20 protein-coding genes are annotated in these 21,216 nt (G+C 57.4%); 10 read left to right on the top strand and 10 right to left on the bottom strand.

Annotation, left to right across the window (positions count from 1 at the left end; all coding sequences use genetic code 11):
- Nucleotides 1-37: 37 nt before the first annotated feature.
- From selB to BMW97_RS19605, 5 genes are all read right to left on the bottom strand, one after another.
- Nucleotides 38-1,885: a selenocysteine-specific translation elongation factor gene (gene selB, locus BMW97_RS19625; protein ID WP_090393089.1), complete on the bottom strand. Its 1,848-nt coding sequence runs from the start codon at nucleotides 1,883-1,885 to the stop codon at nucleotides 38-40.
- Nucleotides 1,882-3,267, bottom strand: coding sequence for an L-seryl-tRNA(Sec) selenium transferase (selA, locus tag BMW97_RS19620; protein ID WP_045907893.1), 1,386 nt, complete (start codon nucleotides 3,265-3,267; stop codon nucleotides 1,882-1,884). Before selA ends, selB begins: the two co-directional genes overlap by 4 nt.
- A 103-nt stretch (nucleotides 3,268-3,370) precedes the next feature.
- Nucleotides 3,371-3,979 carry a glutathione S-transferase gene (locus BMW97_RS19615; RefSeq protein ID WP_045907894.1) on the bottom strand — a complete coding sequence of 203 codons (609 nt, stop codon included), beginning with the start codon at nucleotides 3,977-3,979 and terminating at the stop codon, nucleotides 3,371-3,373.
- A gap of 90 nt (nucleotides 3,980-4,069) precedes the next feature.
- Nucleotides 4,070-5,206, bottom strand: a complete 1,137-nt coding sequence (locus tag BMW97_RS19610; RefSeq protein WP_025758413.1) for an HlyD family secretion protein — start codon at nucleotides 5,204-5,206, stop codon at nucleotides 4,070-4,072.
- A gap of 2 nt (nucleotides 5,207-5,208) precedes the next feature.
- On the bottom strand, nucleotides 5,209-5,565 hold the full coding sequence (locus tag BMW97_RS19605; RefSeq protein WP_045907895.1) for a DUF3302 domain-containing protein: 357 nt from the start codon (nucleotides 5,563-5,565) through the stop codon (nucleotides 5,209-5,211).
- A gap of 657 nt (nucleotides 5,566-6,222) precedes the next feature.
- Here BMW97_RS19605 and BMW97_RS19600 point away from each other — a divergent pair.
- The 9 genes from BMW97_RS19600 (at nucleotide 6,223) to trmL (ending at nucleotide 16,310) form a co-directional block, all read left to right on the top strand.
- Nucleotides 6,223-8,130, top strand: coding sequence for a PTS mannitol transporter subunit IICBA (locus BMW97_RS19600; protein ID WP_045907896.1), 1,908 nt, complete (start codon nucleotides 6,223-6,225; stop codon nucleotides 8,128-8,130).
- Nucleotides 8,131-8,230: 100 nt separating this feature from the next.
- Nucleotides 8,231-9,379 carry a mannitol-1-phosphate 5-dehydrogenase gene (gene mtlD / locus BMW97_RS19595; RefSeq protein ID WP_045907897.1) on the top strand — a complete coding sequence of 383 codons (1,149 nt, stop codon included), beginning with the start codon at nucleotides 8,231-8,233 and terminating at the stop codon, nucleotides 9,377-9,379.
- A complete protein-coding gene (gene mtlR / locus BMW97_RS19590) occupies nucleotides 9,376-9,966 on the top strand; it encodes a mannitol operon repressor MtlR (protein WP_045907898.1) in 591 nt (196 codons plus the stop codon). Before mtlD ends, mtlR begins: the two co-directional genes overlap by 4 nt.
- A gap of 58 nt (nucleotides 9,967-10,024) precedes the next feature.
- Nucleotides 10,025-10,387, top strand: coding sequence for a YibL family ribosome-associated protein (locus BMW97_RS19585; RefSeq protein WP_021242435.1), 363 nt, complete (start codon nucleotides 10,025-10,027; stop codon nucleotides 10,385-10,387).
- A gap of 271 nt (nucleotides 10,388-10,658) precedes the next feature.
- Nucleotides 10,659-12,314, top strand: coding sequence for an L-lactate permease (lldP, locus tag BMW97_RS19580; protein ID WP_039267048.1), 1,656 nt, complete (start codon nucleotides 10,659-10,661; stop codon nucleotides 12,312-12,314).
- Nucleotides 12,311-13,084, top strand: coding sequence for a transcriptional regulator LldR (lldR, locus tag BMW97_RS19575; protein ID WP_023294814.1), 774 nt, complete (start codon nucleotides 12,311-12,313; stop codon nucleotides 13,082-13,084). Before lldP ends, lldR begins: the two co-directional genes overlap by 4 nt.
- Nucleotides 13,081-14,268, top strand: a complete 1,188-nt coding sequence (gene lldD, locus BMW97_RS19570) for a quinone-dependent L-lactate dehydrogenase (RefSeq protein ID WP_023334042.1) — start codon at nucleotides 13,081-13,083, stop codon at nucleotides 14,266-14,268. Before lldR ends, lldD begins: the two co-directional genes overlap by 4 nt.
- A 182-nt stretch (nucleotides 14,269-14,450) precedes the next feature.
- Entirely contained in the window at nucleotides 14,451-15,791 is a 1,341-nt protein-coding gene (locus BMW97_RS19565) for an MFS transporter (RefSeq protein WP_045907899.1), read from the top strand.
- A gap of 45 nt (nucleotides 15,792-15,836) precedes the next feature.
- Nucleotides 15,837-16,310: a tRNA (uridine(34)/cytosine(34)/5-carboxymethylaminomethyluridine(34)-2'-O)-methyltransferase TrmL gene (trmL, locus tag BMW97_RS19560; RefSeq protein WP_045907900.1), complete on the top strand. Its 474-nt coding sequence runs from the start codon at nucleotides 15,837-15,839 to the stop codon at nucleotides 16,308-16,310.
- Here the strand turns inward: trmL and cysE are convergent.
- The 5 genes from cysE to BMW97_RS19535 all read right to left on the bottom strand — a co-directional run bounded on the left by cysE (nucleotide 16,307) and on the right by BMW97_RS19535 (nucleotide 19,417).
- Nucleotides 16,307-17,128 (bottom strand): serine O-acetyltransferase, encoded by an 822-nt coding sequence (cysE, locus tag BMW97_RS19555; RefSeq protein WP_008502718.1) that lies wholly within the window; start codon nucleotides 17,126-17,128, stop codon nucleotides 16,307-16,309. The genes trmL and cysE overlap by 4 nt on opposite strands.
- A 75-nt stretch (nucleotides 17,129-17,203) precedes the next feature.
- Complete coding sequence (gpsA, locus tag BMW97_RS19550) at nucleotides 17,204-18,223, bottom strand: NAD(P)H-dependent glycerol-3-phosphate dehydrogenase (RefSeq protein WP_045907901.1); 1,020 nt, start codon at nucleotides 18,221-18,223, stop codon at nucleotides 17,204-17,206.
- Nucleotides 18,223-18,690, bottom strand: a complete 468-nt coding sequence (secB, locus tag BMW97_RS19545) for a protein-export chaperone SecB (protein ID WP_003860835.1) — start codon at nucleotides 18,688-18,690, stop codon at nucleotides 18,223-18,225. Before secB ends, gpsA begins: the two co-directional genes overlap by 1 nt.
- 32 nt (nucleotides 18,691-18,722) lie before the next feature.
- Nucleotides 18,723-18,974, bottom strand: coding sequence for a glutaredoxin 3 (grxC, locus tag BMW97_RS19540; protein ID WP_008502715.1), 252 nt, complete (start codon nucleotides 18,972-18,974; stop codon nucleotides 18,723-18,725).
- Between the two features lie 11 nt (nucleotides 18,975-18,985).
- Nucleotides 18,986-19,417 (bottom strand): rhodanese-like domain-containing protein, encoded by a 432-nt coding sequence (locus tag BMW97_RS19535; protein WP_023309913.1) that lies wholly within the window; start codon nucleotides 19,415-19,417, stop codon nucleotides 18,986-18,988.
- 247 nt (nucleotides 19,418-19,664) lie between these two features.
- On the opposite strand from BMW97_RS19535, the gene gpmM reads away from it, so the two are divergent.
- A complete protein-coding gene (gene gpmM / locus BMW97_RS19530; protein ID WP_045907902.1) occupies nucleotides 19,665-21,209 on the top strand; it encodes a 2,3-bisphosphoglycerate-independent phosphoglycerate mutase in 1,545 nt (514 codons plus the stop codon).
- Nucleotides 21,210-21,216 lie beyond the last annotated feature (7 nt).

Raw genomic sequence — 21,216 nt, 5'->3', positions numbered from 1 at the left:
TTTTCTCGCCAGCCGGTAACGGTGTTTACGACGGAGGTCACGGAGTTTCAGGAAATAATAACGAATCGCGCAACAGATGATCGTTACCGCGACGGCGGGTAAAGCCGATGCGGTTGAAGTATTCCAGGATCTGGATCGCCAGCTTACGGCCCACGTTCAGCCGATCGCGGAAATCCGCTGCGCAGGTCGAGCCACGCGCCTGATCCAGCTCGCGGATCAGGTTGGCAAACGCCACAATGCGATCGTTACGGTAGTAACGATCTTTCACGATCGCGACGATTAGCCCCTGCTGCGCCGCATGGCGCAATACCTGGCGCATCACCTGCTCGTCGGTGTTGGTTTCGCGAGCCAGATCGCGAACCCACCACGGCTCATCGCCAAACAGCGGGGCCGCTTTTTGCCATATGGCCTCTTGCTCGGCGGTGAACCCGGCCTTGTGATCCGGCAGGTGCAGCCAGCCGTGGTGGCTTTTAATCACGCCGCTTTCGCGCATGTTTTCGATCAGCAGCAGCACCAGCGCATCGTCTTCCATCGGCAGCGCCATGCGTCGCAGACGCTCGCGCCCCGGGCCAGGCTCGTCCTGATGCTGTTCATGGTAAGTCGCAAGCGTGTTCAGTATCTTACGCTGCCAGTGCGCAGCAACCGGGGCATTGAGCAGGCTGTTGCCGGCCTGAATAAAGCCCGGCTCCTGGGTCAGCTGCCGTAAGCCTTCCCCACTCAGCTGGCGCGCCCATGCAAAATCACGCAGACTCACCGCCCCGCGATCGAGGTGCACCCGCAGCGCGGCGTTATCATCGCTGGCCTGCGCCAGCGCGGCCAGCCACTGCAGATATTCAGGTTTACGCTTGCCGCGTCGGGGTGGGTTAAGCGCCACCACGCGCGCACCCGCCAGCGTTTCCCTTGCAGAAATGTCACGCAGTACCAGACGATCGTTATCTGCCAGCCAGAGCGGCGAATCGAATACCAGCTCGGCAAGGTCGTTTTCCAGCAGCGACACGCGCCCGGTGATATGGCTGGCCGCGTGGTGAATATGCAGCGGCTGCCATTGGGTCAACGGCATGTGTGTCTGCAGGGAGACAATCACGCGTTCAGACGGTTCCGGCGGGGCATCGGCCAGCAGCCAGTCTCCGCGATTAAGCTGCTCTTTTTCCGCATCCCCGGCAATGTTCAGCGCGATACGCTGCCCGGCATGAGCGCGGTCAGTGGGCTGGTTTTGTGCATGCAGCCCGCGCACGCGCATCGGTTTATTCACGCCCGTCAGCCAGAGCGTATCTCCCACGCTGACTTCACCACTCAGCGCGGTGCCGGTCACGACCAGCCCCGCACCTTTTACGGTAAACGCCCGGTCGATCGCCAGACGGAAACGATGATGGCTGGCGTGGTCGCGTGTTGAAAGGTTCTGCAAATGGTGGCGAAGTTCGTCGATACCACGCCCTTCTGTCGCCACGGTGACAAAAAGCGATGCGTCGGCAAAACCATACTCCCGCAGAGTCGCCTGGACCGTTTCGCGCACCTCGCTGATGCGCGCATCATCCACGCGATCGGCTTTGGTCAGCGCCACGGTCAGCTGCGGGTTGCCGGTTAGCTGCAGGATCGCCAGGTGCTCGCGGGTTTGCGCCATCACGCCGTCATCGCAGGCCACCACCAGCAGGGCATGATCGATGCCGCCCACGCCCGCCAGCATGTTGGACAGAAACTTTTCATGCCCCGGCACATCAATAAAGCCCAGCACGCGACCATCAGGCTGGGGCCAGTAGGCATAGCCCAGATCGATGGTCATGCCGCGCTTTTTCTCTTCCGGCAGGCGGTCGGCGTTTACGCCGGTAATCGCCTGCAGTAACGTGGTTTTTCCGTGGTCGACGTGACCGGCGGTGGCAATAATCATTTCAACAACATCTCCAGAAATCGCTCTTCATCTTCAAGGCAGCGCAGATCCAGCCACATTCGGCCGTCGTAAATCCGCCCGATAACTGGCGTCGAGAGACCGCGCCAGCGCGACGACAGCGCCTCAAGCTGGCTGCCGCGCCCGTCACGCGGCGTGAACGTCAGCGCCTCACTCGGCAGCCTGTCCACCGGCAGCGACCCGCTGCCAATCTGCGACTGGCAGGGCTCAATGCGAACGTCAAAATCGGGATAGTGCGCGGCGACGCGCGGCAGCAGCAGTTCGGCCTGGGCGCGAATCGAGGCGGCATCGCGGCTTAACAGACGCAGCGTGGGCAGACGGTCAGCCAGTTTTTCCGGGTGGAGATAGAGCCGCAGCGTCGCATCCAGCGCGGCAAGCGTCATTTTATCGGCGCGCAGGGCGCGCTTAAGCGGGTGCTGCTGCAGCTGCGCAATCAGCTCGCGCTTGCCGACGATAATCCCGGCCTGCGGCCCGCCCAGCAGTTTGTCGCCGGAAAAGCTGACCAGGCTAACACCCGCCGCAATCATCTCCTGCGGCATCGGCTCTTTTGGCAGCCCGTACAGGCTCAGATCCACCAGCGAGCCGCTGCCGAGATCGGCAATCACCGGTATATTCAGTTCGCGCCCAATCGCCGCCAGCTCCGCCTCGTCAACCGTTTTGGTGAAGCCTTCAATATGGTAATTGCTGGTGTGAACCTTCATCAACAGGGCGGTATTTTCATTCACCGCCGCGCGATAATCTTTCGCATGGGTACGGTTTGTCGTGCCCACTTCATGCAACGTGCAGCCTGCCTGGCGCATCACGTCCGGAATACGAAACGCCCCGCCAATCTCCACCAGCTCGCCGCGGGACACCACCACCTCTTTGCCACTGGCGGTGGCCGCCAGCATCAGCAACACCGCGGCGGCGTTGTTATTCACAATGCAGGCATCTTCCGCGCCGGTCAGTTGGCACAGCAGCTCCGCCAGCGCGCGGTCGCGGTGCCCGCGCCCGGCACCGTCCAGATCGTACTCCAGCGTCACGGGCGTTCGCATGGCCTGCACGACCGCGGCAACGGCCTCTTCCGCCTGCTGCGCGCGCCCCAGGTTGGTATGCAGCACGGTTCCGGTCAGGTTTATCACCGGGCGTAATGCGCTTTGCGCCTTCTCATCCAGCCGCTGTTCAACTTCCTGCTCCCACGCGCTACACCAGTCGGGCAAGGCGTTTTCTGCCTGAATCGCGCATCGGGCTTCGTCCTGAAGCAGGCGTAACATTTCCACCGTCGCGGTATGGCCGAAACGCTCAACAACAGCATGAATGCGGGGTTCGCGAAGAAGACGGTCGGTAGCGGGGATCTGGCTGTACAGCGAATGATGAGTAGTCATGAAAGCGCCTGGCGAGTAAATATCTTCCCCCCTCCCGACGGGAGAGGGAGTTAACATGTGAGGGGATTGTACCGCCTCCGACGGCGAAGTGTTATAACCCGCGTCAAGCCTTTGGCGGTTCGGTACGGGCAAAGCTCTCGCGGCTAAACAGCGTGTCTGCAAGCTTCACCAGCAGCGGACGGTCGACGCACCAGCCCGGGGAGACGCGGCGGAAGTTGAGATAACCAATCGCGCAGGCGATGGCGATGGTCCCCAGGTTCAGGCTGTCGGTGTCGATCTTACCCTCCCGGATTAGCTGTTCGCATCTGTCCAGGCTGCGGCTGATTTTTTCCCGCTGGCGTAACAGTTCCGTTTCCGACTGCTGGGCGGCGGGCCTTGCCTGTTCCCGTACGGAGGTTAACGCCGCATCCATAATGCCATCGGCCAGGGCTTCAACCTGCTTCACCGCCAGCGCCGCTTTTGGGTCTGCTGGAAGCATTGCCGGGGCAACGCCCAGCAGCTCGATATACTCCGCAATAATCGGGGAATCAAACCAGTATTCGCCCTCGTCCGTGACCAGCGCCGGGACTTTCCCCAGCGGGTTGTACTGCGCGACGCCGTTTTCTGCGTTGTAGGGCTGTTCATTCACGAATTCAAATTCAATCCCCTTCTCCAGCAGGAGAATCGAGATTTTTCGCACGAAGGGACTGGTATAGCTGCCGATGAGTTTCATTGCCTGATCCTTGATGCCGGAAAAAAGTCAGTATGGATCAAGCGATGAAAAAAGGGCAGGTCTGCATGTCGCATTCCCGCCCTGGAAGGATTAGTGATCGAGGTAGAGGTAGTGCATCCAGCTGGTCATACGCAGCAGTACTTTACGCATGACCGAGACGTGGGCGAAGTGGTCCGAATAGACCGCCACCTGGGCATAGATACCGTCCGGCAGGGCATCGACTTCCGCGTTGGGTTCCAGCTCAATAAGTGCCTGAACGCCGTCCGTTCCCGGCACCACCGTCAGCGACTGCAGCGCGCCCTGCGCCTGATAGGTTCCCCCCGGCACCACCGGCAGAATACTGGTGAGCTTCCCGGAGAAGACCTGGCCCGGCAGCGCGTTAAACACCACTTCCGCTTCATCGCCCGGCTTCAGACGCAGCAGCGAGTTCTGACGGAACTGGGCCACAATCTGACGCTTCTGTTCAGGGATAAAGACCATCACCGGACGCAAAGGCAGCGCGGCGGCATAGGTTCCCGGACGAATCAGTACCTGGGTGATGTAACCATTGCTCGGCGCGCGCACCACGGTCTGGTCCAGATTGTATTTGGCTTCGGCAAGCTGGGCGCGTAAGGACGCAATCTGCGACTGCTCGCCGTTCACCATGCTGTCTAACTGGCTTTGGATCTGCACCTGTTCAGCCACGGAGCCTTTCACCAGCGCATCCTGTGCCAGATAGTTCTGACGCGCGTTGTCGATATCGCTTTCAGAGAACGGATTCACCTTTGCCTGGCTGCCTTTCAGGTAGCGCTGATAATCTTTATAGAGGCGATCGCGTTCAGCGGAGACGCGCGTGGTATTGGCAACAGCTTCCGCCAGCTGCGCTTTCAGATTATCGATATTGTGCGTCGCGGTCACCAGGTCGGCCTGAAGTCTGTCGACGCGCGCCTGATAGCGGCCTGGATCCAGTTTAAATAACACTTCGCCTTTTTTAATTAGCTGGTTATTTTTATCAGTCACTTCGCTGACCACACCGGTCACCTGCGGCGTGATTGGAATAGAAATAACCGCTTTTTGCGCCGTAAAGGTATACGGGTGGTTATAGTTCATTAACAGAATAAGTCCGGCAACAATAAATACGCCGCCTAATGTTGCGGTGGCAAGCGTCCACTGGTTGACCGGAATTCGGAATATTTTAAAGATGGCCCAGGCAAATGCCACATAGGTCAAAATAATCAACAGATCCATGATTAGCGCTCCAGCGTGTTCTTATCAGCAGCAGGCTTTACCGCGCCCAGCTTTTGTTCGAGTTCCGCCACGCGTTTGGCCAGCGCATCCATGCCCGGGACCTCATCAGGCTTTGTGATGTGGTTTTGCATGCCCCAGCCGCGATCCTCGCGGTACAGCGTGGCCCAAATCCACAGGAATGGCCAGATGGCATGAAGCGTAAACAGGCTAATCCAGCCAGCCGTATGAATGGCATCGGCATGCGGATGGTTACGCTTTTTGGCCATATTATAAGGAATATCATGGATGGCGATGATTCCGTAAAAGAGAACCAGAAATACAAAAATCAATACGCCCAGCGCAAAATAGTTGAGAAACATATTCTCCTCACTTAAACAACGTCAACTCATTAAATTAATAAAACGGTACGCAACCTAATTAATTTTTTATAAACACGGGGTTGTGCTTACTATTTCCGAGCCGGGGAGTATCGGTTTTTATAATATCTCCATGCAAGTTTATAAGCGTGTCAAAATATATCCTGAATAATAATAGACTTAACCTTACAATATGAGCGTAATCCACCTTTTAACTTTTCGCCATACCACACATCAAAAGTGGTTTTTTAGCTTATCGTGTCGTGCAATATCATCCTGGCGCTGAATCGCGAAGCAGAGTTTGCCGCCGATCACAGCCGGAGAAATCCGCATAAAAATATTTTGTGAAATCAGTCACAATCCAGAAACAAACCCACCAGAACAAAACGTGACAACAATCACATAAAAGGGTGGATTTTGCTTTTTTTGTCGCCATTGTATTTTTTTTGTCCGCAGATTTTGTGATTGAGATCACTCCATTGATATCCCTACCCCCTGCCTTTACGTGATGTGCATCACACAAATTTTCCCTGTCTGGACAGTTGAACGATTCAGTGCCAGATTTCACAGCATCAGAACAGGGTCCGGCTACCTCTGCCGCCTCATTAACAATAAACCTCGGGCCGCAAGCCTAAGCGTAAACAGAAGAAGGGGTGTTTTATGTCATCCGATTTCAAGATCAAAGTTCAAAGCTTTGGTCGTTTCCTCAGCAACATGGTGATGCCAAATATCGGCGCGTTTATCGCGTGGGGTATCATCACCGCATTGTTCATTCCGACAGGGTGGTTGCCTAACGAAACGCTGGCGAAACTTGTTGGCCCAATGATTACCTATCTCCTGCCGCTGCTCATCGGTTTCACCGGGGGTCGTCTGGTGGGCGGTGACCGTGGCGGCGTCGTGGGTGCTATCACAACCATGGGTGTTATCGTCGGTGCGGATATGCCGATGTTCCTCGGTGCGATGATTGCCGGTCCTCTGGGGGGCTGGGCGATTAAGAAGTTCGACGTCTGGGTTGATGGTAAGATCAAATCCGGCTTCGAAATGCTGGTGAACAACTTCTCTGCGGGCATCATCGGGATGATCCTCGCCATTCTGGCGTTCCTCGGCATTGGCCCTGCGGTTGAAGTGCTGTCTAAAATTCTGGCGGCAGGCGTTAACTTCATGGTGGCGCACGAGATGCTGCCGCTGGCGTCTATCTTCGTTGAACCGGCGAAAATCCTGTTCCTTAACAACGCCATCAACCACGGCATCTTCTCGCCGCTGGGTATCCAGCAGTCTCACGATCTCGGCAAGTCTATCTTCTTCCTGATTGAGGCCAACCCGGGTCCTGGTATGGGCGTTCTGCTGGCGTACATCTTCTTTGGCCGTGGCAGCGCAAAACAGTCTGCTGGCGGCGCGGCGATCATCCACTTCCTGGGCGGTATCCACGAAATTTACTTCCCTTACGTGCTGATGAACCCACGTCTTATCCTGGCCGTTATCCTCGGCGGTATGACCGGTGTGTTCACCCTGAGCGTGCTGGGCGGCGGTCTGGTTTCTCCGGCCTCTCCGGGTTCTATCCTGGCGGTACTGGCGATGACGCCAAAAGGCGCTTACTTCGCGAACCTCGCGGCTATCTTTGCGGCAATGGCCGTCTCCTTCGTGGTCTCTTCTATCCTGCTGAAAACCAGCAAAGTGAAAGAAGATGATGACATCGAAGCCGCAACCCGTCGTATGCACGACATGAAAGCCGAATCCAAAGGCGCGACGCCACTGGCAGCCGGTGATGTCTCTAACGACCTGAGCCACGTGCGTAAAATCATCGTTGCCTGCGACGCCGGTATGGGTTCCAGCGCAATGGGTGCAGGCGTGCTGCGTAAGAAAGTGCAGGATGCGGGCCTGACCAACATCTCCGTGACCAACAGCGCCATTAACAGCCTGCCGCCGGATGTTGACCTGGTTATCACGCACCGCGATCTGACCGAACGCGCCATGCGTCAGGTACCACAGGCACAGCACATTTCGCTGACCAACTTCCTCGACAGCGGCCTGTATACCAGCCTGACCGAACGTCTGGTTGCCGCGCAGCGTCACGAAGACAACGAAGTGAAAGTGCGCTCCAGCCTGCAGGACAGTTTTGACGAGAGCAACGCCCACCTGTTTAAGCTGGGTGCGGAAAACATCTTCCTCGGTCGTACCGCGGCCACTAAAGAAGAAGCGATTCGCTTTGCCGGTGAGCAGCTGGTGAAAGGCGGCTACGTTCAGCCTGAATATGTCGACGCGATGCTGGAACGCGAAAAACTGACCCCGACCTATCTGGGCGAATCCATCGCGGTGCCGCACGGTACGGTTGAAGCGAAAGATCGCGTCCTGAAAACCGGCGTCGTATTCTGTCAGTATCCGCAGGGCGTGCGCTTCGGTGAAGAAGAAGACGACATCGCCCGTCTGGTGATTGGTATCGCCGCTCGCAACAACGAGCACATTCAGGTGATTACCAGCCTGACCAACGCGCTGGATGATGAGTCCGTCATTGAGCGTCTGGCCAACACCACTAGCGTTGAAGAAGTTCTGGCTCTGCTTAACAAATAACGGTACTCCTCCCTCTCCCCCCGGGGAGAGGGCTAGGGTGAGGGGAAAACGTTCCTCACCCCAGCCCTCTCGGGTAAAAACATTGATGAAGGTTAACACTATGAAAGCATTACATTTTGGCGCAGGTAATATCGGTCGTGGTTTTATCGGTAAACTGCTGGCAGACGCAGGCATTACCCTGACATTCGCCGATGTGAATCAGGTTGTCCTGGATGCCCTGAATGCCCGTCATAGCTATCAGGTCCATGTGGTCGGTGAAAACGAGCAGGTTGAGACGGTATCTGGCGTCAACGCGGTCAGCAGTATCGGCGACGACGTTATTGACCTTATCGCCAGCGTCGATCTGGTTACCACCGCCGTGGGTCCGGTTGTGCTTGAGCGCATCGCCCCTGCGGTCGCGAAAGGCCTCGCAAAACGTAAAGCGCAGGGTATCGATACCCCGCTGAACATCATCGCCTGTGAAAACATGGTGCGCGGCACCACGCAGCTGAAAGGCCACGTGCTCAACGCTGTGGCAGACGAAGACAAAGCCTGGGTGGAAGCGCACGTGGGTTTTGTGGATTCCGCCGTGGATCGCATCGTTCCGCCTTCCGAATCCGCGACCAACGACCCGCTGGAAGTGACCGTAGAAACCTTCAGCGAGTGGATCGTCGATAAAACCCAGTTTAAAGGCGCGCTGCCGACCATTCCGGGAATGGAATTAACCGATAACCTGATGGCATTTGTCGAACGCAAACTCTTCACGCTGAACACCGGGCATGCTATAACCGCGTACCTCGGAAAATTGGCCGGTCATCAGACCATTCGTGACGCGATCCTCGATGAGAAGATCCGCGCGGTGGTAAAAGGGGCAATGGAAGAGAGCGGCGCGGTGCTGATTAAACGCTACGGTTTCGATGCGGATAAACACGCAGCATACATCCAGAAAATCCTCGGTCGCTTTGAAAACCCGTATCTGAAAGATGACGTTGAGCGCGTGGGCCGTCAGCCGCTGCGTAAGCTGAGCGCGGGCGACCGCCTGATTAAGCCGCTGCTGGGCACGCTGGAATACGGCCTGCCGCACGCCAATCTGGTGAAAGGGATTGCCGCCGCAATGCACTACCGCAGCGAGCAGGACCCGCAGGCGCAGGAACTGGCTCAGCTGATTGATACCCAGGGCGCGCAGGCTGCGCTGGCGCAGATTTCCGGTCTGGACGCCAACAGCGACGTGGTTGTGGAGGCGGTTAACGCATACAACGCAACCAAATGATGCACAATGCGGCGCAGGTTAGCCTGCGCCCGGATAACAGATTGTCAGATATGCAGGCAATAATGGAACAAACCCAGGCCTTTGAAAATCGTGTGCTTGAGCGTCTGAATGCTGGCAAAACCGTACGAAGTTTCCTGATTGCCGCCGTCGAGCTGTTAACCGAGGCGGTGAATATCCTGGTGCTTCAGGTGTTTCGCAAAGACGACTACGCGGTAAAATATGCTGTAGAACCGTTACTGGACGGAGACGGACCGCTGGGCGATTTATCCGTGCGTCTGAAGCTGATTTATGGTCTTGGCGTGCTGAACCGACAAGAGTATGAAGATGCGGAGCTGCTAATGGCGCTGCGCGAAGAACTCAATCATGACGGTAATGAATACACCTTTACCGACGATGAAATCCTGGGGCCGTTCGGCGAGCTGCACTGCGTCACCGCGCTTCCTCCGGCACCGCAGTTTGATAACAGCGATCCTGAGCTCTATGCGATGCAAAAGCTGCGTTATCAACAGGTTGTCCGTTCCACGATGGTTCTCTCCCTGACTGAGCTGATTTCCCGAATCAGCTTAAAAAAAGCGTTTCAGAAGTAAGCCTGCTCACATTGGTGTATCCTTCCCTGTAAATTCCCCGTTTTCAGAGTTATTTGTCATGAAAGAAGTCGAAAAGAACGAAATTAAACGCCTGAGCGACCGCCTGGATCTCATCCGCCACCAGATGGCGGGCCTGTCACTGGTCGAGTCCGCCGAGAAGTATGCCGAGCTTGAAAAAGAGACCGCGAAGCTGGAAGCAGAGATCGAGCGCCTGCGCGAAGTCAAAGGCCAGAAGCTGAGCAAAGAAGCGCAGAAGCTGATGAACATGCCGCACCGTCGTGCGATCACCAAAAAAGAGCAGGCCGACATGGGCAAGCTGAAGAAAAGCGTCCGTGGTCTGGTGGTGGTTCACCCGATGACCGAGCTTGGCCGCGAAATGGGCCTGAAAGAGATGACGGGGTTTTGTAAGACGGCGTTCTGATTTCATGCCGGGTGGCGCTACGCTTACCCGGCCTACTCTTTTCCCCTTCGTGTGAATTGGTCCAACCAATAGCGCAACCAATCCTTCCCCGGTTCACAATTCCATTATTTCCGCTCACAAAACCATTGCGAGCTCATAACATCTGGTTAACCATTCATTGTCATTAACCCTACAACACAAAATTGGCAGGACCACTTTTACACAGACTGTGACGCAGAGATGAGCGGAGACTCACCCGCAGCGCAGGCTGTCTGGTCCCCAGGAGACCTGCATGAGCCTCTGGCAACAAAACTACGACCCGGCCGGCAATATCTGGCTGTCGAGCCTGATCGCATCGCTTCCGATCCTGTTCTTCTTCTTTGCGCTGATTAAGCTCAAACTGAAGGGCTACCTTGCCGCGACGTACACCGTCGCCATCGCCCTGCTGGTGGCGCTGTTCTTCTACAAAATGCCGGTCGATCGCGCGCTGGCCTCCGTCGTCTACGGTTTCTTCTACGGCCTGTGGCCGATTGCGTGGATCATCATCGCGGCGGTCTTTGTCTATAAAATCTCGGTGAAAACCGGGCAGTTCGACATTATCCGCTCGTCGATTCTCTCCATTACGCCGGACCAGCGCCTGCAGATGCTGATTGTCGGCTTCTCCTTTGGGGCGTTTCTGGAAGGCGCGGCAGGCTTTGGCGCACCGGTGGCGATCACCGCCGCGCTGCTGGTGGGCCTGGGCTTTAACCCGCTGTATGCCGCAGGCCTGTGCCTGATTGTGAACACCGCACCAGTGGCGTTTGGCGCGATGGGTATTCCGATTCTGGTTGCGGGCCAGGTGACCGGCCTGGACAGCTTTGAGATTGGCCAGATGGTGGGTCGCCAGCTGCCGTTCCTGACCATTATCGTCCTGTTCTGGATCATGGCGATTATGGACGGCTGGCGCGGCGTGAAGGAGACCTGGCCTGCGGTGATGGTGGCGGGCGGTTCGTTCGCGATTGCCCAGTACCTCAGCTCGAACTTCCTTGGCCCGGAACTGCCGGACATCATCTCTTCGCTGGTTTCCCTGGTCTGCCTGACGCTGTTCCTGAAACGCTGGCAGCCGGTCCGTATTTTCCGCTTCGCCGACATGGGCGCCTCGCAGGTCGATCAAACCCTGGCCCGCACCGGTTATACCGCAGGACAGGTGATTCGCGCCTGGTCGCCGTTCCTGTTCCTGACCGCCACGGTTACGCTGTGGAGCATCCCGCCGTTTAAAGCCCTGTTCGCCCCGGGCGGCGCGCTGTACGACATGGTGATTAACGTTTCGGTACCGTTCCTCGACAAGATGGTCGCCCGTATGCCGCCGGTGGTGCACGCCGCCACGCCGTATGCCGCAGTCTATAAATTCGACTGGTTCTCCGCCACCGGGACCGCCATCCTGTTTGCCGCTATTCTTTCCGTGGTGTGGCTGCGCATGAAGCCTGCGGCCGCGGTGCAAACCTTTGCGGCGACCGTTAAAGAGCTGATGCTGCCGATCTACTCCATCGGCATGGTGCTGGCGTTCGCGTTTATCTCGAACTACTCCGGCCTCTCATCAACGCTGGCACTGGCGCTGGCGCATACCAGCCACGCCTTCACCTTCTTCTCGCCGTTTCTCGGCTGGCTGGGGGTTTTCCTGACCGGTTCCGATACCTCGTCTAACGCCCTGTTTGCCGCGCTGCAGGCCACGGCGGCTCAGCAGATTGGCGTGTCGGACGTCCTGCTGGTGGCCGCAAATACCACCGGCGGCGTGACCGGGAAAATGATCTCCCCACAATCCATCGCCATTGCCTGTGCGGCGGTGGGACTGGTCGGTAAAGAGTCGGATCTGTTCCGCTTTACCGTGAAACACAGCCTGATATTCACCTGCATGGTCGGGGTGATCACCACCCTGCAGGCCTATGTCTTAACCTGGATGATCCCATGATAGTGATGCCCAGACGCCTGTCCGACGAGATTGCCTCTCGCGTGCGGGCGCTGATTGAAGAACAACAGCTGGAAGCGGGCATGAAGTTGCCCGCCGAACGCCAGCTCGCCGCCCAGCTTGGCGTGTCGCGCAATTCACTGCGCGAGGCGCTGGCAACACTGGTCAGCGAAGGGGTGCTGGTAAGCCGTCGCGGCGGCGGCACCTTTGTACGCTGGCAGCATGACGACTGGTCCGAGCAAAACATCGTTCAGCCGCTGAAAACGCTGATGGAGAACGACCCGGACTACAGCTTCGACATCCTTGAAGCGCGTCACGCCATCGAAACCAGTACCGCCTGGCACGCGGCCATGCGGGCAACCGACGCCGACAAAGAGAAACTCATCGCCTGCTTTGAGGCCACGCAAAGCAGCGACCCGGACATCGCCTCCCAGGCGGACGTGCGTTTTCACCTGGCGATTGCCGAGGCGTCGCACAACGTCGTGCTGCTCCAGACCATGCGCGGGTTCTTCGACCTGCTGCAATCCTCCGTGAAGCAGAGCCGCCAGCGTATGTATCTGGTTCCGCCGGTTTTTGCCCAGCTGACCGAACAACACGAGGCGGTGCTCAACGCCATTTTGGCCGGTGATGCCGAAGCCGCGCGCAAAGCGATGATGGCGCATCTCGGTTTCGTGCATACCACCATCAAACGATTCGATGAAGACCAGGCCCGACAGGCGCGTATTACCCGTCTGCCTGGCGACAGTGATATTTCCAGGGAGAACAAAGCATGATCATTTCAGCAGCCAGTGACTATCGCGCCGCGGCGCAGCGCATTTTGCCCCCGTTCCTGTTCCACTATATCGACGGCGGAGCGTATGCCGAATACACCCTGCGCCGCAACGTGGAAGATCTGTCGGAGGTGGCTCTGCGCCAGCGCGTGCTGAAGAATATGTCTGACCTGAGCCTTGAGACAAAACTGTTTAACGAAACGCTTTCCATGCCGGTCGCGCTCGCACCTGTCGGTTTATGCGGCATGTACGCCCGTCGCGGTGAAGTGCAGGCCGCCGCCGCCGCAGATGCTAAAGGCATTCCGTTTACCCTTTCCACCGTGTCCGTCTGCCCGATTGAAGAGGTTGCCCCAACCATCAAGCGGCCAATGTGGTTCCAGCTGTACGTTCTGCGCGATCGCGGCTTTATGCGTAACGCGCTGGAGCGCGCCAAAGCGGCGGGCTGCTCCACGCTGGTCTTTACCGTTGATATGCCGACCCCCGGCGCGCGCTACCGCGATGCGCACTCCGGCATGAGCGGCCCAAATGCGGCGCTCCGCCGCTACTGGCAGGCGGTAACGCATCCACAGTGGGCGTGGGACGTCGGCCTGAACGGTCGTCCACACGATCTGGGGAATATCTCGGCGTATCTGGGTAAACCCACCGGGCTGGAAGATTACATCGGCTGGCTGGCGAATAACTTCGATCCGTCCATCTCCTGGAAAGACCTGGAGTGGATCCGCGAATTCTGGGATGGCCCGATGGTGATCAAGGGGATCCTCGACCCGGAAGATGCCCGCGATGCGGTCCGCTTTGGCGCAGACGGGATTGTGGTCTCTAACCACGGCGGACGCCAGCTCGACGGGGTGCTCTCCTCCGCCCGCGCCCTGCCAGCTATTGCCGATGCGGTGAAAGGCGATATCGCCATCCTGGCCGACAGCGGGATCCGCAACGGGCTGGACGTGGTGCGTATGATTGCGCTGGGTGCCGACAGCGTGCTGCTGGGACGCGCGTATCTGTATGCTCTGGCGACGGCCGGTCAGGCAGGCGTGGCGAATCTGCTTAACCTGATCGAAAAAGAGATGAAGGTGGCGATGACGCTGACCGGTGCGAAAACCATTAGCGAAATCAGTAAGGATTCCCTGGTGCAGGAGTTAAGCAAATTACCGGCAGCGCTGGCTCCACTTGCTCAGGGAAACGCGGCCTGAATCCCCCCTCGTTAACACCTCTTTCTCATGCGTCCGATCTCCCCCTCGGGCGCTTTTTTATGCCAAAAATAACATCCAGATAACATATTGGATAAGAAAATTTGACATATACATGCCGTCCGCAATTGTATAGACAAGCAAAGACAAGAACACAAAAACAACATCACATCAGAGGGGAGCGTATGACCTATTCAGGTAAGGTGGATATTCAGCAGGTGATCGACGACAGTCGCTTTTCAGGGTTTCACTGGCTGCTCATTGTGCTGGGCTTTCTGGTTCTGGCGATCGATGGCTTTGATACGGCGGCAATGGGCTACATCGCGCCCACGCTGTCGGCAGAATGGGGGATCCATAAACAGGATCTGGGGCCGGTGCTGAGCGCGGCGCTGCTGGGGCTGTCGTTGGGCGCGCTGATCGCCGGTCCGGTATCGGACCGGATGGGCCGCAAGCGCGTACTGGTCTTTTCGTGTCTGTTCTTCGGCCTGGCAAGCCTGGGCACGGCCTGGGCGCAAAGCCTCAACACCCTGACGCTGTGGCGCTTTCTGACGGGCCTGGGGCTCGGCGCCGCCATGCCGAATGCCATTACGCTGATCTCCGAGTTTGCCCCCCAGCGCTGCCGCGCCATGGCGATTAATACCATGTACTGCGGCTTCCCTCTGGGTGCGGCGGGCGGCGGCGCGATCTCGTCCTGGCTTATTCCCCACCACGGCTGGCGAAGCGTGCTGCTGACCGGCGCAATTGCGCCGCTGATTTTAACGCTGCTGCTGGCACTGCTGTTGCCGGAGTCGGTGAAGTTTCTGGTGCAACGCGGGAAAGACGTCATGCAGGTTCGCCGCATTGCCAGCCGGTTCGCCCGCGGTACGCTGGAGGGCGTCACGGGCTTTTTCCTGGCGGAGGAGAAAACCGCGTCTAAAAAGGGGAGCGTGTCGCAGCTGTTTTCGATGCCCTGGCTGCCCGGCACCCTGATGCTATGGGTGACCTACTTTATGGGGCTGGTCATCTACTACGTCCTGCTGAGCTGGATGCCGACGCTGATGCAGGGGATGGGTTATGCGCTGGCGGAGTCCGCCTGGCTCACCTCGCTGTTCACCTTCGGCGGCACGGCCGGCATTCTGCTCGCTGGCTGGATGATGGACCGCTGGGAAGCGCACAAGGTTGTCGCGGGCGGGTTTATCCTGACGATGGGGCTGATCCTGCTACTCGGCATGGAGCATAACCATATCGCCCTGTTTGGCGGGTTGATTTTCCTGATGGGGATCGCGATGAACGGCGCACAGTCGGGTATGCAGACCCTGGCCGCCACCTTTTATCCCACCGAGTGCCGCGCGACGGGCATCGCCTGGATGCAGGGGATCGGCCGCTTTGGCGGCGTGGCGGGCACCATGACCAGCGCCCAGCTTCTTTCGATGCAGTGGCAGGCAGACAGTATTTTAATGATCCTCAGCGTACCCGCTCTTGTGGCCGCAGCGGCAACCGTCTACAAAATGCTGTACAGCCGCTCGCAGGAACCCGGCGTCGCGTAGGTCCTCTCTTTTCTGCTATCCTGCCCCCGCAATTAAGGGGGCAGCATGCTTAACATCGTTTTATTCGAACCAGAAATTCCGCCGAATACCGGCAATATTATCCGCCTGTGCGCCAACACCGGTTTTCGTCTGCACATCATTGAGCCAATGGGCTTTACGTGGGACGACAAACGCCTGCGCCGCGCGGGGCTGGATTATCATGAATTTACCGCCGTTATTCGCCACCACGATTACGCCGCGTTTCTGGAAGCCGAGCAGCCACAGCGCATGTTCGCCCTGACCACCAAAGGTACGCCAGCGCACAGCGCCGTAAGCTATCAGGAGGGTGACTATCTGATGTTTGGCCCGGAAACCCGCGGCCTGCCGGCCACGATTCTGGATGCCCTGCCCGCTGAGCAGAAAATCCGTATTCCGATGATGCCGGACAGCCGCAGCATGAACCTGTCGAATGCGGTGTCGGTAGTGGTGTATGAAGCATGGCGCCAGCTTGGGTATCCGGGCGCCATTCTCAGACGTTAAATGCCGTCACCATACTCAAACGTATGGTGAATACCGTTGAAGTGCTGATCCATATCCATGGACGGCTTATCGCTGTCTGGCTTACCGACGATGCGCGCCGGTACGCCAGCGGCGGTGGTGTGCGGCGGAACCGGCTGGAGCACCACGGAGCCTGCGCCGATCTTCGCGCCGCGCCCGACTTCGATATTGCCGAGGATTTTGGCACCCGCGCCTATCATCACCCCTTCGCGAATTTTCGGATGGCGATCGCCGCTGGTTTTCCCGGTACCGCCCAGGGTAACCGACTGCAGGATCGAGACGTCGTCTTCAATCACCGCCGTTTCCCCGACAACAATCCCGGTGGCGTGGTCGAGCATGATCCCACGGCCAATCTTCGCCGCCGGGTGAATATCAACCTGAAACGTCACGGATACCTGGTTTTGCAGGAAGATGGCCAGCGCGCGGCGGCCTTCATTCCACAGCCAGTGCCCAATGCGGTACGCCTGCAGAGCGTGGAAGCCTTTCAGGTACAACAGCGGCGTAGAGTATTTATCGACCGCCGGGTCACGCGTGCGCACTGCCTGGATATCACAGGCGGCAGAGGCGATCATTTCCGGGTCAGCGGCGTAAGCCTCTTCCACCACCTCACGAATGGCAATCGCGGGCATGATCGAGGACGCCAGCTTGTTGGCGAGCATATAGCTGAGCGCACTGCCGAGGTTTTCGTGCTTGAGTAGCGTTGCGTGGTAGAAACTGGCCAGCATAGGCTCGCAGTCGGCCAGCGCCCGGGCTTCGGCTTTAATGTTGTTCCAGACGATATCCAGTTCTTCACACGGCATTGCTAACTCCAGACGATAGTATAATGACCAGCCAGTTCTGCGCTGGCTGGGTCATTCAGGTGACAACGGTTCCGACTAGTTACTGCTGCGCTCGTCCTTGCGCGCACGACCTAATAAGGTCAATGCTGCCTCGCGCGCATTTTTTCCGCAATACAATACCTGATAAATTTCCTCGGTTATTGGCATTTCGACACCGAAACGGTGCGCCAACTCGCGGACTTCTTTGGTATTGCGGTAGCCTTCAACCACCTGGCCAATCTTCTCCTGCGCGTCTTTCACATCGCTGCCCTGTCCGAGCATCATGCCAAAGCGGCGGTTACGAGACTGGTTGTCGGTACAGGTCAGCACCAGGTCGCCCAGGCCAGCCATCCCCATAAAGGTGGCCGGATCGGCACCCAGCGCTTCGCCCAGGCGGGACATCTCGGTCAGCCCTCGGGTGATCAGCGCCGTACGGGCGTTAGCACCAAAACCAATGCCGTCGGACATCCCGGCGCCAATCGCAATCACGTTCTTCACCGCCCCGCCCAGCTGCACGCCGATAAAATCGGGGTTGCTGTAGACGCGGAAGCTCTTGCCGCAGTGCAGCAATTGCTGGAGATCGTCGGAGAAGGCCTGGTCGGTTGAGGCCAGCGAAATCGCCGTCGGCAGGCCAGCGGCCAGCTCTTTGGCAAAGGTCGGGCCGGAGATGACCGCCAGCGGGATCGCATCACCCAGCGCTTCGCGGGCAACGTCCTGCAGCAGGCGTCCAGTTTCGGCTTCCAGTCCTTTTGTCGCCCAGACAATGCGCGCATCCGGGCGCATCAGCGGCTTAATCTGACGCAGCACGTCGCCAAAGACATGGCTCGGAACCACAATCAGAATGTTGCGGCTGGCCGCCAGCGCGGTCGCAAGGTCGCTTTCAAGGTGCAGGGAGTCAGGGAACGGAACGTCCGGGAGAAACGCGACGTTGCAACGATCGCGCTGCAGCGTGGCGATATGTTTTGGGTCGTGGCCCCACAGGACCACCTCGTGACCATTTCTTGCCAGAGTAATGGCAAGAGCGGTGCCGTATGAGCCGGCACCGATCACAGTCATTGACGCATTAACAGTGCTCATCAGGCATCCTGATGTTGTTCAGCACCTTCGCCAGCCTGCTGCTGCAGATAGTTCATGAACAGCGCATCAAAGTTAACTGGCGCAAGGTTCAGTTGCGGGAATGTACCGCGAGAAACCAGGCTGGTGATGCATTCACGCGCATACGGGAACAGAATGTTCGGGCAGTACGCACCCAGGCAATGCGCCATCTGGTTGCCTTCGATGCCGCCGATAGAGAAGATACCGCCCTGCTGTACTTCACACAGGAATGCAGTTTCTTCGCCCAGAGAGGCGGTAACGGTCACACGCAGCACGACTTCATACACGTCATCTGCCAGCTGGGTAGATGCGGTATCCAGATCAAGTTTAACCTCTGGCTGCCAATCTTTCTGGAAAACGTGTGGCGCATTTGGCGCTTCGAAAGAGACATCTTTGGTGTAGATACGCTGGATCTGGAAAGTCATCTCGGTGTTGTTTTGTTCTGACATGGAAATACCCTTTTTAATTGTCCTAAAGTCTCTTAGCTCAGCAGCGGATCGAGTCCACCACGGGCGTCGAGCGCATACAAGTCATCACAGCCGCCAATGTGCTGCGCATCAATAAAAATCTGTGGAACCGTCGTACGACCACTACGTTGGATCATCTCTTCGCGTTTAATCGCGTCACCGTCGATCGGCAGTTCCTGGAACGTGACGCCTTTACTGTTCAGCAGCGCTTTCGCACGATGGCAGAACGGGCACGTCGCTTTGGTATAGATCTCAATATGGGCCATGACTGAACTCCTTATTTACCGCGCACCAAAGGAAGATTTTCCCCGCTCCAGCCGGAAATACCTTCTTTCAGCACCGTTACGTTTTCGAAGCCTGCTTTATGAAGCGCGCTGGCAGATTCCTGTGCCTGCATGCCGGTCGCATCCACAACGATAATCGGCTGGGCTTTGTGTTTTTCAAGCTCACCGACGTTGTTCGCTTTGATTTCAGCTGGCAACAGGTTGATTGCGCCCGCAATGTGACCTTTGCGGAAATCGTCACGCTGACGCAGATCGACAACGACGGCATCTTCTTTGTTAATCAGACGCGTCGCTTCACCACGGGTGATAACCTTAATCTTAGACGTCAGGCTCTTAAATGTGGTGAACAGCACAGCAGCCAGCAGGCCAATCCACGCGATGCTCAGAACCGGATGGCGGCTAACGAATTGCATAATTTCTTGCATGGAGGGTAACTACTCCCGACTAAGTGATAAAAAAAACCAGGACAGGAGTATACCTGTGCGTTCTGGCAAATACAGCCAGCGACCCTAACCTAATCCATTTTCTGCGGCATGCCACCTAAAAAAATGCCTTAAAATGGTCTGGTCAGCACCTTGCTCCTGCGCTTTCTTTGATCTTCTGCGGCTATTTGATCGATTCAGCTGTAGTAAAATTACGCAAATTTTGACTCTTGAGCATGAGGTTGTCGCAATGTCGGTTTCTAAAAAACCTATGGTACTGGTGATTCTGGATGGCTATGGCTACCGTGAAGACAGCCAGGATAACGCTATTTTCAACGCCAAAACCCCGGTCATGGATGCCCTGTGGGCAAAACGTCCGCATACGCTGATTGACGCGTCTGGCCTGGAAGTGGGCCTGCCGGACCGCCAGATGGGCAACTCCGAAGTCGGTCACGTTAACCTGGGCGCCGGGCGTATTGTGTACCAGGACCTGACGCGTCTGGACGTTGAAATCAAAGAACGCACCTTTTTCTCCAACCCAACGCTGTCAGGCGCGGTTGATAAAGCCGTTGCCGCTGGCAAGGCCGTTCACATTATGGGCCTGCTCTCTGCCGGCGGCGTTCACAGCCACGAAGATCACATCATGGCGATGGTTGAACTGGCCGCTGAACGCGGTGCGGAAAAAATCTATCTGCACGCCTTCCTGGACGGTCGCGACACGCCACCACGCAGTGCAGAAGGCTCCCTGAAAGCCTTCGAAGAAAAATTCGCCGCGCTGGGTAAAGGCCGTGTGGCCTCCATCATTGGTCGTTACTACGCCATGGACCGCGACAACCGCTGGGATCGCGTTGAACAGGCCTATGACCTGCTGACCCTGGCAAAAGGGGAATTCCAGTTCGCGACCGCCGTTGAAGCGCTGGAAGCAGCTTATGCACGTGATGAAAACGACGAATTCGTGAAAGCATCCGTGATCCGTGCTGAAGGCCAGGCCGATGCCGCGATGGAAGACGGCGATGCGCTGATCTTCATGAACTTCCGCGCTGACCGCGCGCGCGAAATCACTCGCGCGTTCGTCAACAGCGACTTCGACGGTTTTGCCCGTAAGAAAGTGGTAAACATCGACTTCATCCAGCTGACCGAATACGCGGCAGACATCAAAGCCCCATGCGCTTACCCACCTGCCTCGCTGGCCAATACCTTCGGTGAGTGGATGGCGAAGAACGACAAAACGCAGCTACGTATCTCCGAAACGGAAAAATACGCACACGTGACCTTCTTCTTTAACGGCGGCGTTGAAGAGCCGTTCAAAGGCGAAGAGCGCATTCTGATCAACTCCCCGAAAGTCGCCACTTACGATCTGCAGCCAGAGATGAGCTCTGCAGAATTGACTGAAAAACTGGTTGCGGCCATCGAGAGCGGTAAGTACGACACCATCATCTGTAACTACCCGAACGGCGACATGGTCGGTCATACCGGGGTGATGGAAGCGGCAGTGAAAGCGGTTGAAGCGCTGGACCACTGCGTTGAGCAGGTGGCGAAAGCGGTTGAATCCGTTGGCGGCCAGCTGCTGATCACCGCGGATCACGGTAACGCTGAACAGATGCGCGACCCGGCGACCGGCCAGGCGCACACCGCCCACACCAACCTGCCGGTTCCGCTGATTTATGTGGGTGATAAATCAGTGAAAGCCGTAGAAGGCGGCAAGCTTTCTGACATCGCGCCAACCATGTTGTCGCTGATGGGGATGCCGATCCCTGAAGAGATGACTGGTAAGCCGCTGTTCATCGTGGAATAATCGCTCC

The sequence above is a fragment of the Enterobacter sp. NFIX58 genome (assembly GCF_900110475.1).
Classification (GTDB): Bacteria; Pseudomonadota; Gammaproteobacteria; order Enterobacterales; family Enterobacteriaceae; genus Enterobacter; species Enterobacter quasiroggenkampii.
This window is presented reverse-complemented; position numbering and strand designations above follow the sequence as displayed.

Coding starts and splice junctions, on each gene's coding strand:
- selB (WP_090393089.1), bottom strand. CDS start 1,885: ATGATTATTGCCACCGCCGGTCACGTCGACCACGGAAAAACCACGTTA.
- selA (WP_045907893.1), bottom strand. CDS start 3,267: ATGACTACTCATCATTCGCTGTACAGCCAGATCCCCGCTACCGACCGT.
- BMW97_RS19615 (WP_045907894.1), bottom strand. CDS start 3,979: ATGAAACTCATCGGCAGCTATACCAGTCCCTTCGTGCGAAAAATCTCG.
- BMW97_RS19610 (WP_025758413.1), bottom strand. CDS start 5,206: ATGGATCTGTTGATTATTTTGACCTATGTGGCATTTGCCTGGGCCATC.
- BMW97_RS19605 (WP_045907895.1), bottom strand. CDS start 5,565: ATGTTTCTCAACTATTTTGCGCTGGGCGTATTGATTTTTGTATTTCTG.
- BMW97_RS19600 (WP_045907896.1), top strand. CDS start 6,223: ATGTCATCCGATTTCAAGATCAAAGTTCAAAGCTTTGGTCGTTTCCTC.
- mtlD (WP_045907897.1), top strand. CDS start 8,231: ATGAAAGCATTACATTTTGGCGCAGGTAATATCGGTCGTGGTTTTATC.
- mtlR (WP_045907898.1), top strand. CDS start 9,376: ATGATGCACAATGCGGCGCAGGTTAGCCTGCGCCCGGATAACAGATTG.
- BMW97_RS19585 (WP_021242435.1), top strand. CDS start 10,025: ATGAAAGAAGTCGAAAAGAACGAAATTAAACGCCTGAGCGACCGCCTG.
- lldP (WP_039267048.1), top strand. CDS start 10,659: ATGAGCCTCTGGCAACAAAACTACGACCCGGCCGGCAATATCTGGCTG.
- lldR (WP_023294814.1), top strand. CDS start 12,311: ATGATAGTGATGCCCAGACGCCTGTCCGACGAGATTGCCTCTCGCGTG.
- lldD (WP_023334042.1), top strand. CDS start 13,081: ATGATCATTTCAGCAGCCAGTGACTATCGCGCCGCGGCGCAGCGCATT.
- BMW97_RS19565 (WP_045907899.1), top strand. CDS start 14,451: ATGACCTATTCAGGTAAGGTGGATATTCAGCAGGTGATCGACGACAGT.
- trmL (WP_045907900.1), top strand. CDS start 15,837: ATGCTTAACATCGTTTTATTCGAACCAGAAATTCCGCCGAATACCGGC.
- cysE (WP_008502718.1), bottom strand. CDS start 17,128: ATGCCGTGTGAAGAACTGGATATCGTCTGGAACAACATTAAAGCCGAA.
- gpsA (WP_045907901.1), bottom strand. CDS start 18,223: ATGAGCACTGTTAATGCGTCAATGACTGTGATCGGTGCCGGCTCATAC.
- secB (WP_003860835.1), bottom strand. CDS start 18,690: ATGTCAGAACAAAACAACACCGAGATGACTTTCCAGATCCAGCGTATC.
- grxC (WP_008502715.1), bottom strand. CDS start 18,974: ATGGCCCATATTGAGATCTATACCAAAGCGACGTGCCCGTTCTGCCAT.
- BMW97_RS19535 (WP_023309913.1), bottom strand. CDS start 19,417: ATGCAAGAAATTATGCAATTCGTTAGCCGCCATCCGGTTCTGAGCATC.
- gpmM (WP_045907902.1), top strand. CDS start 19,665: ATGTCGGTTTCTAAAAAACCTATGGTACTGGTGATTCTGGATGGCTAT.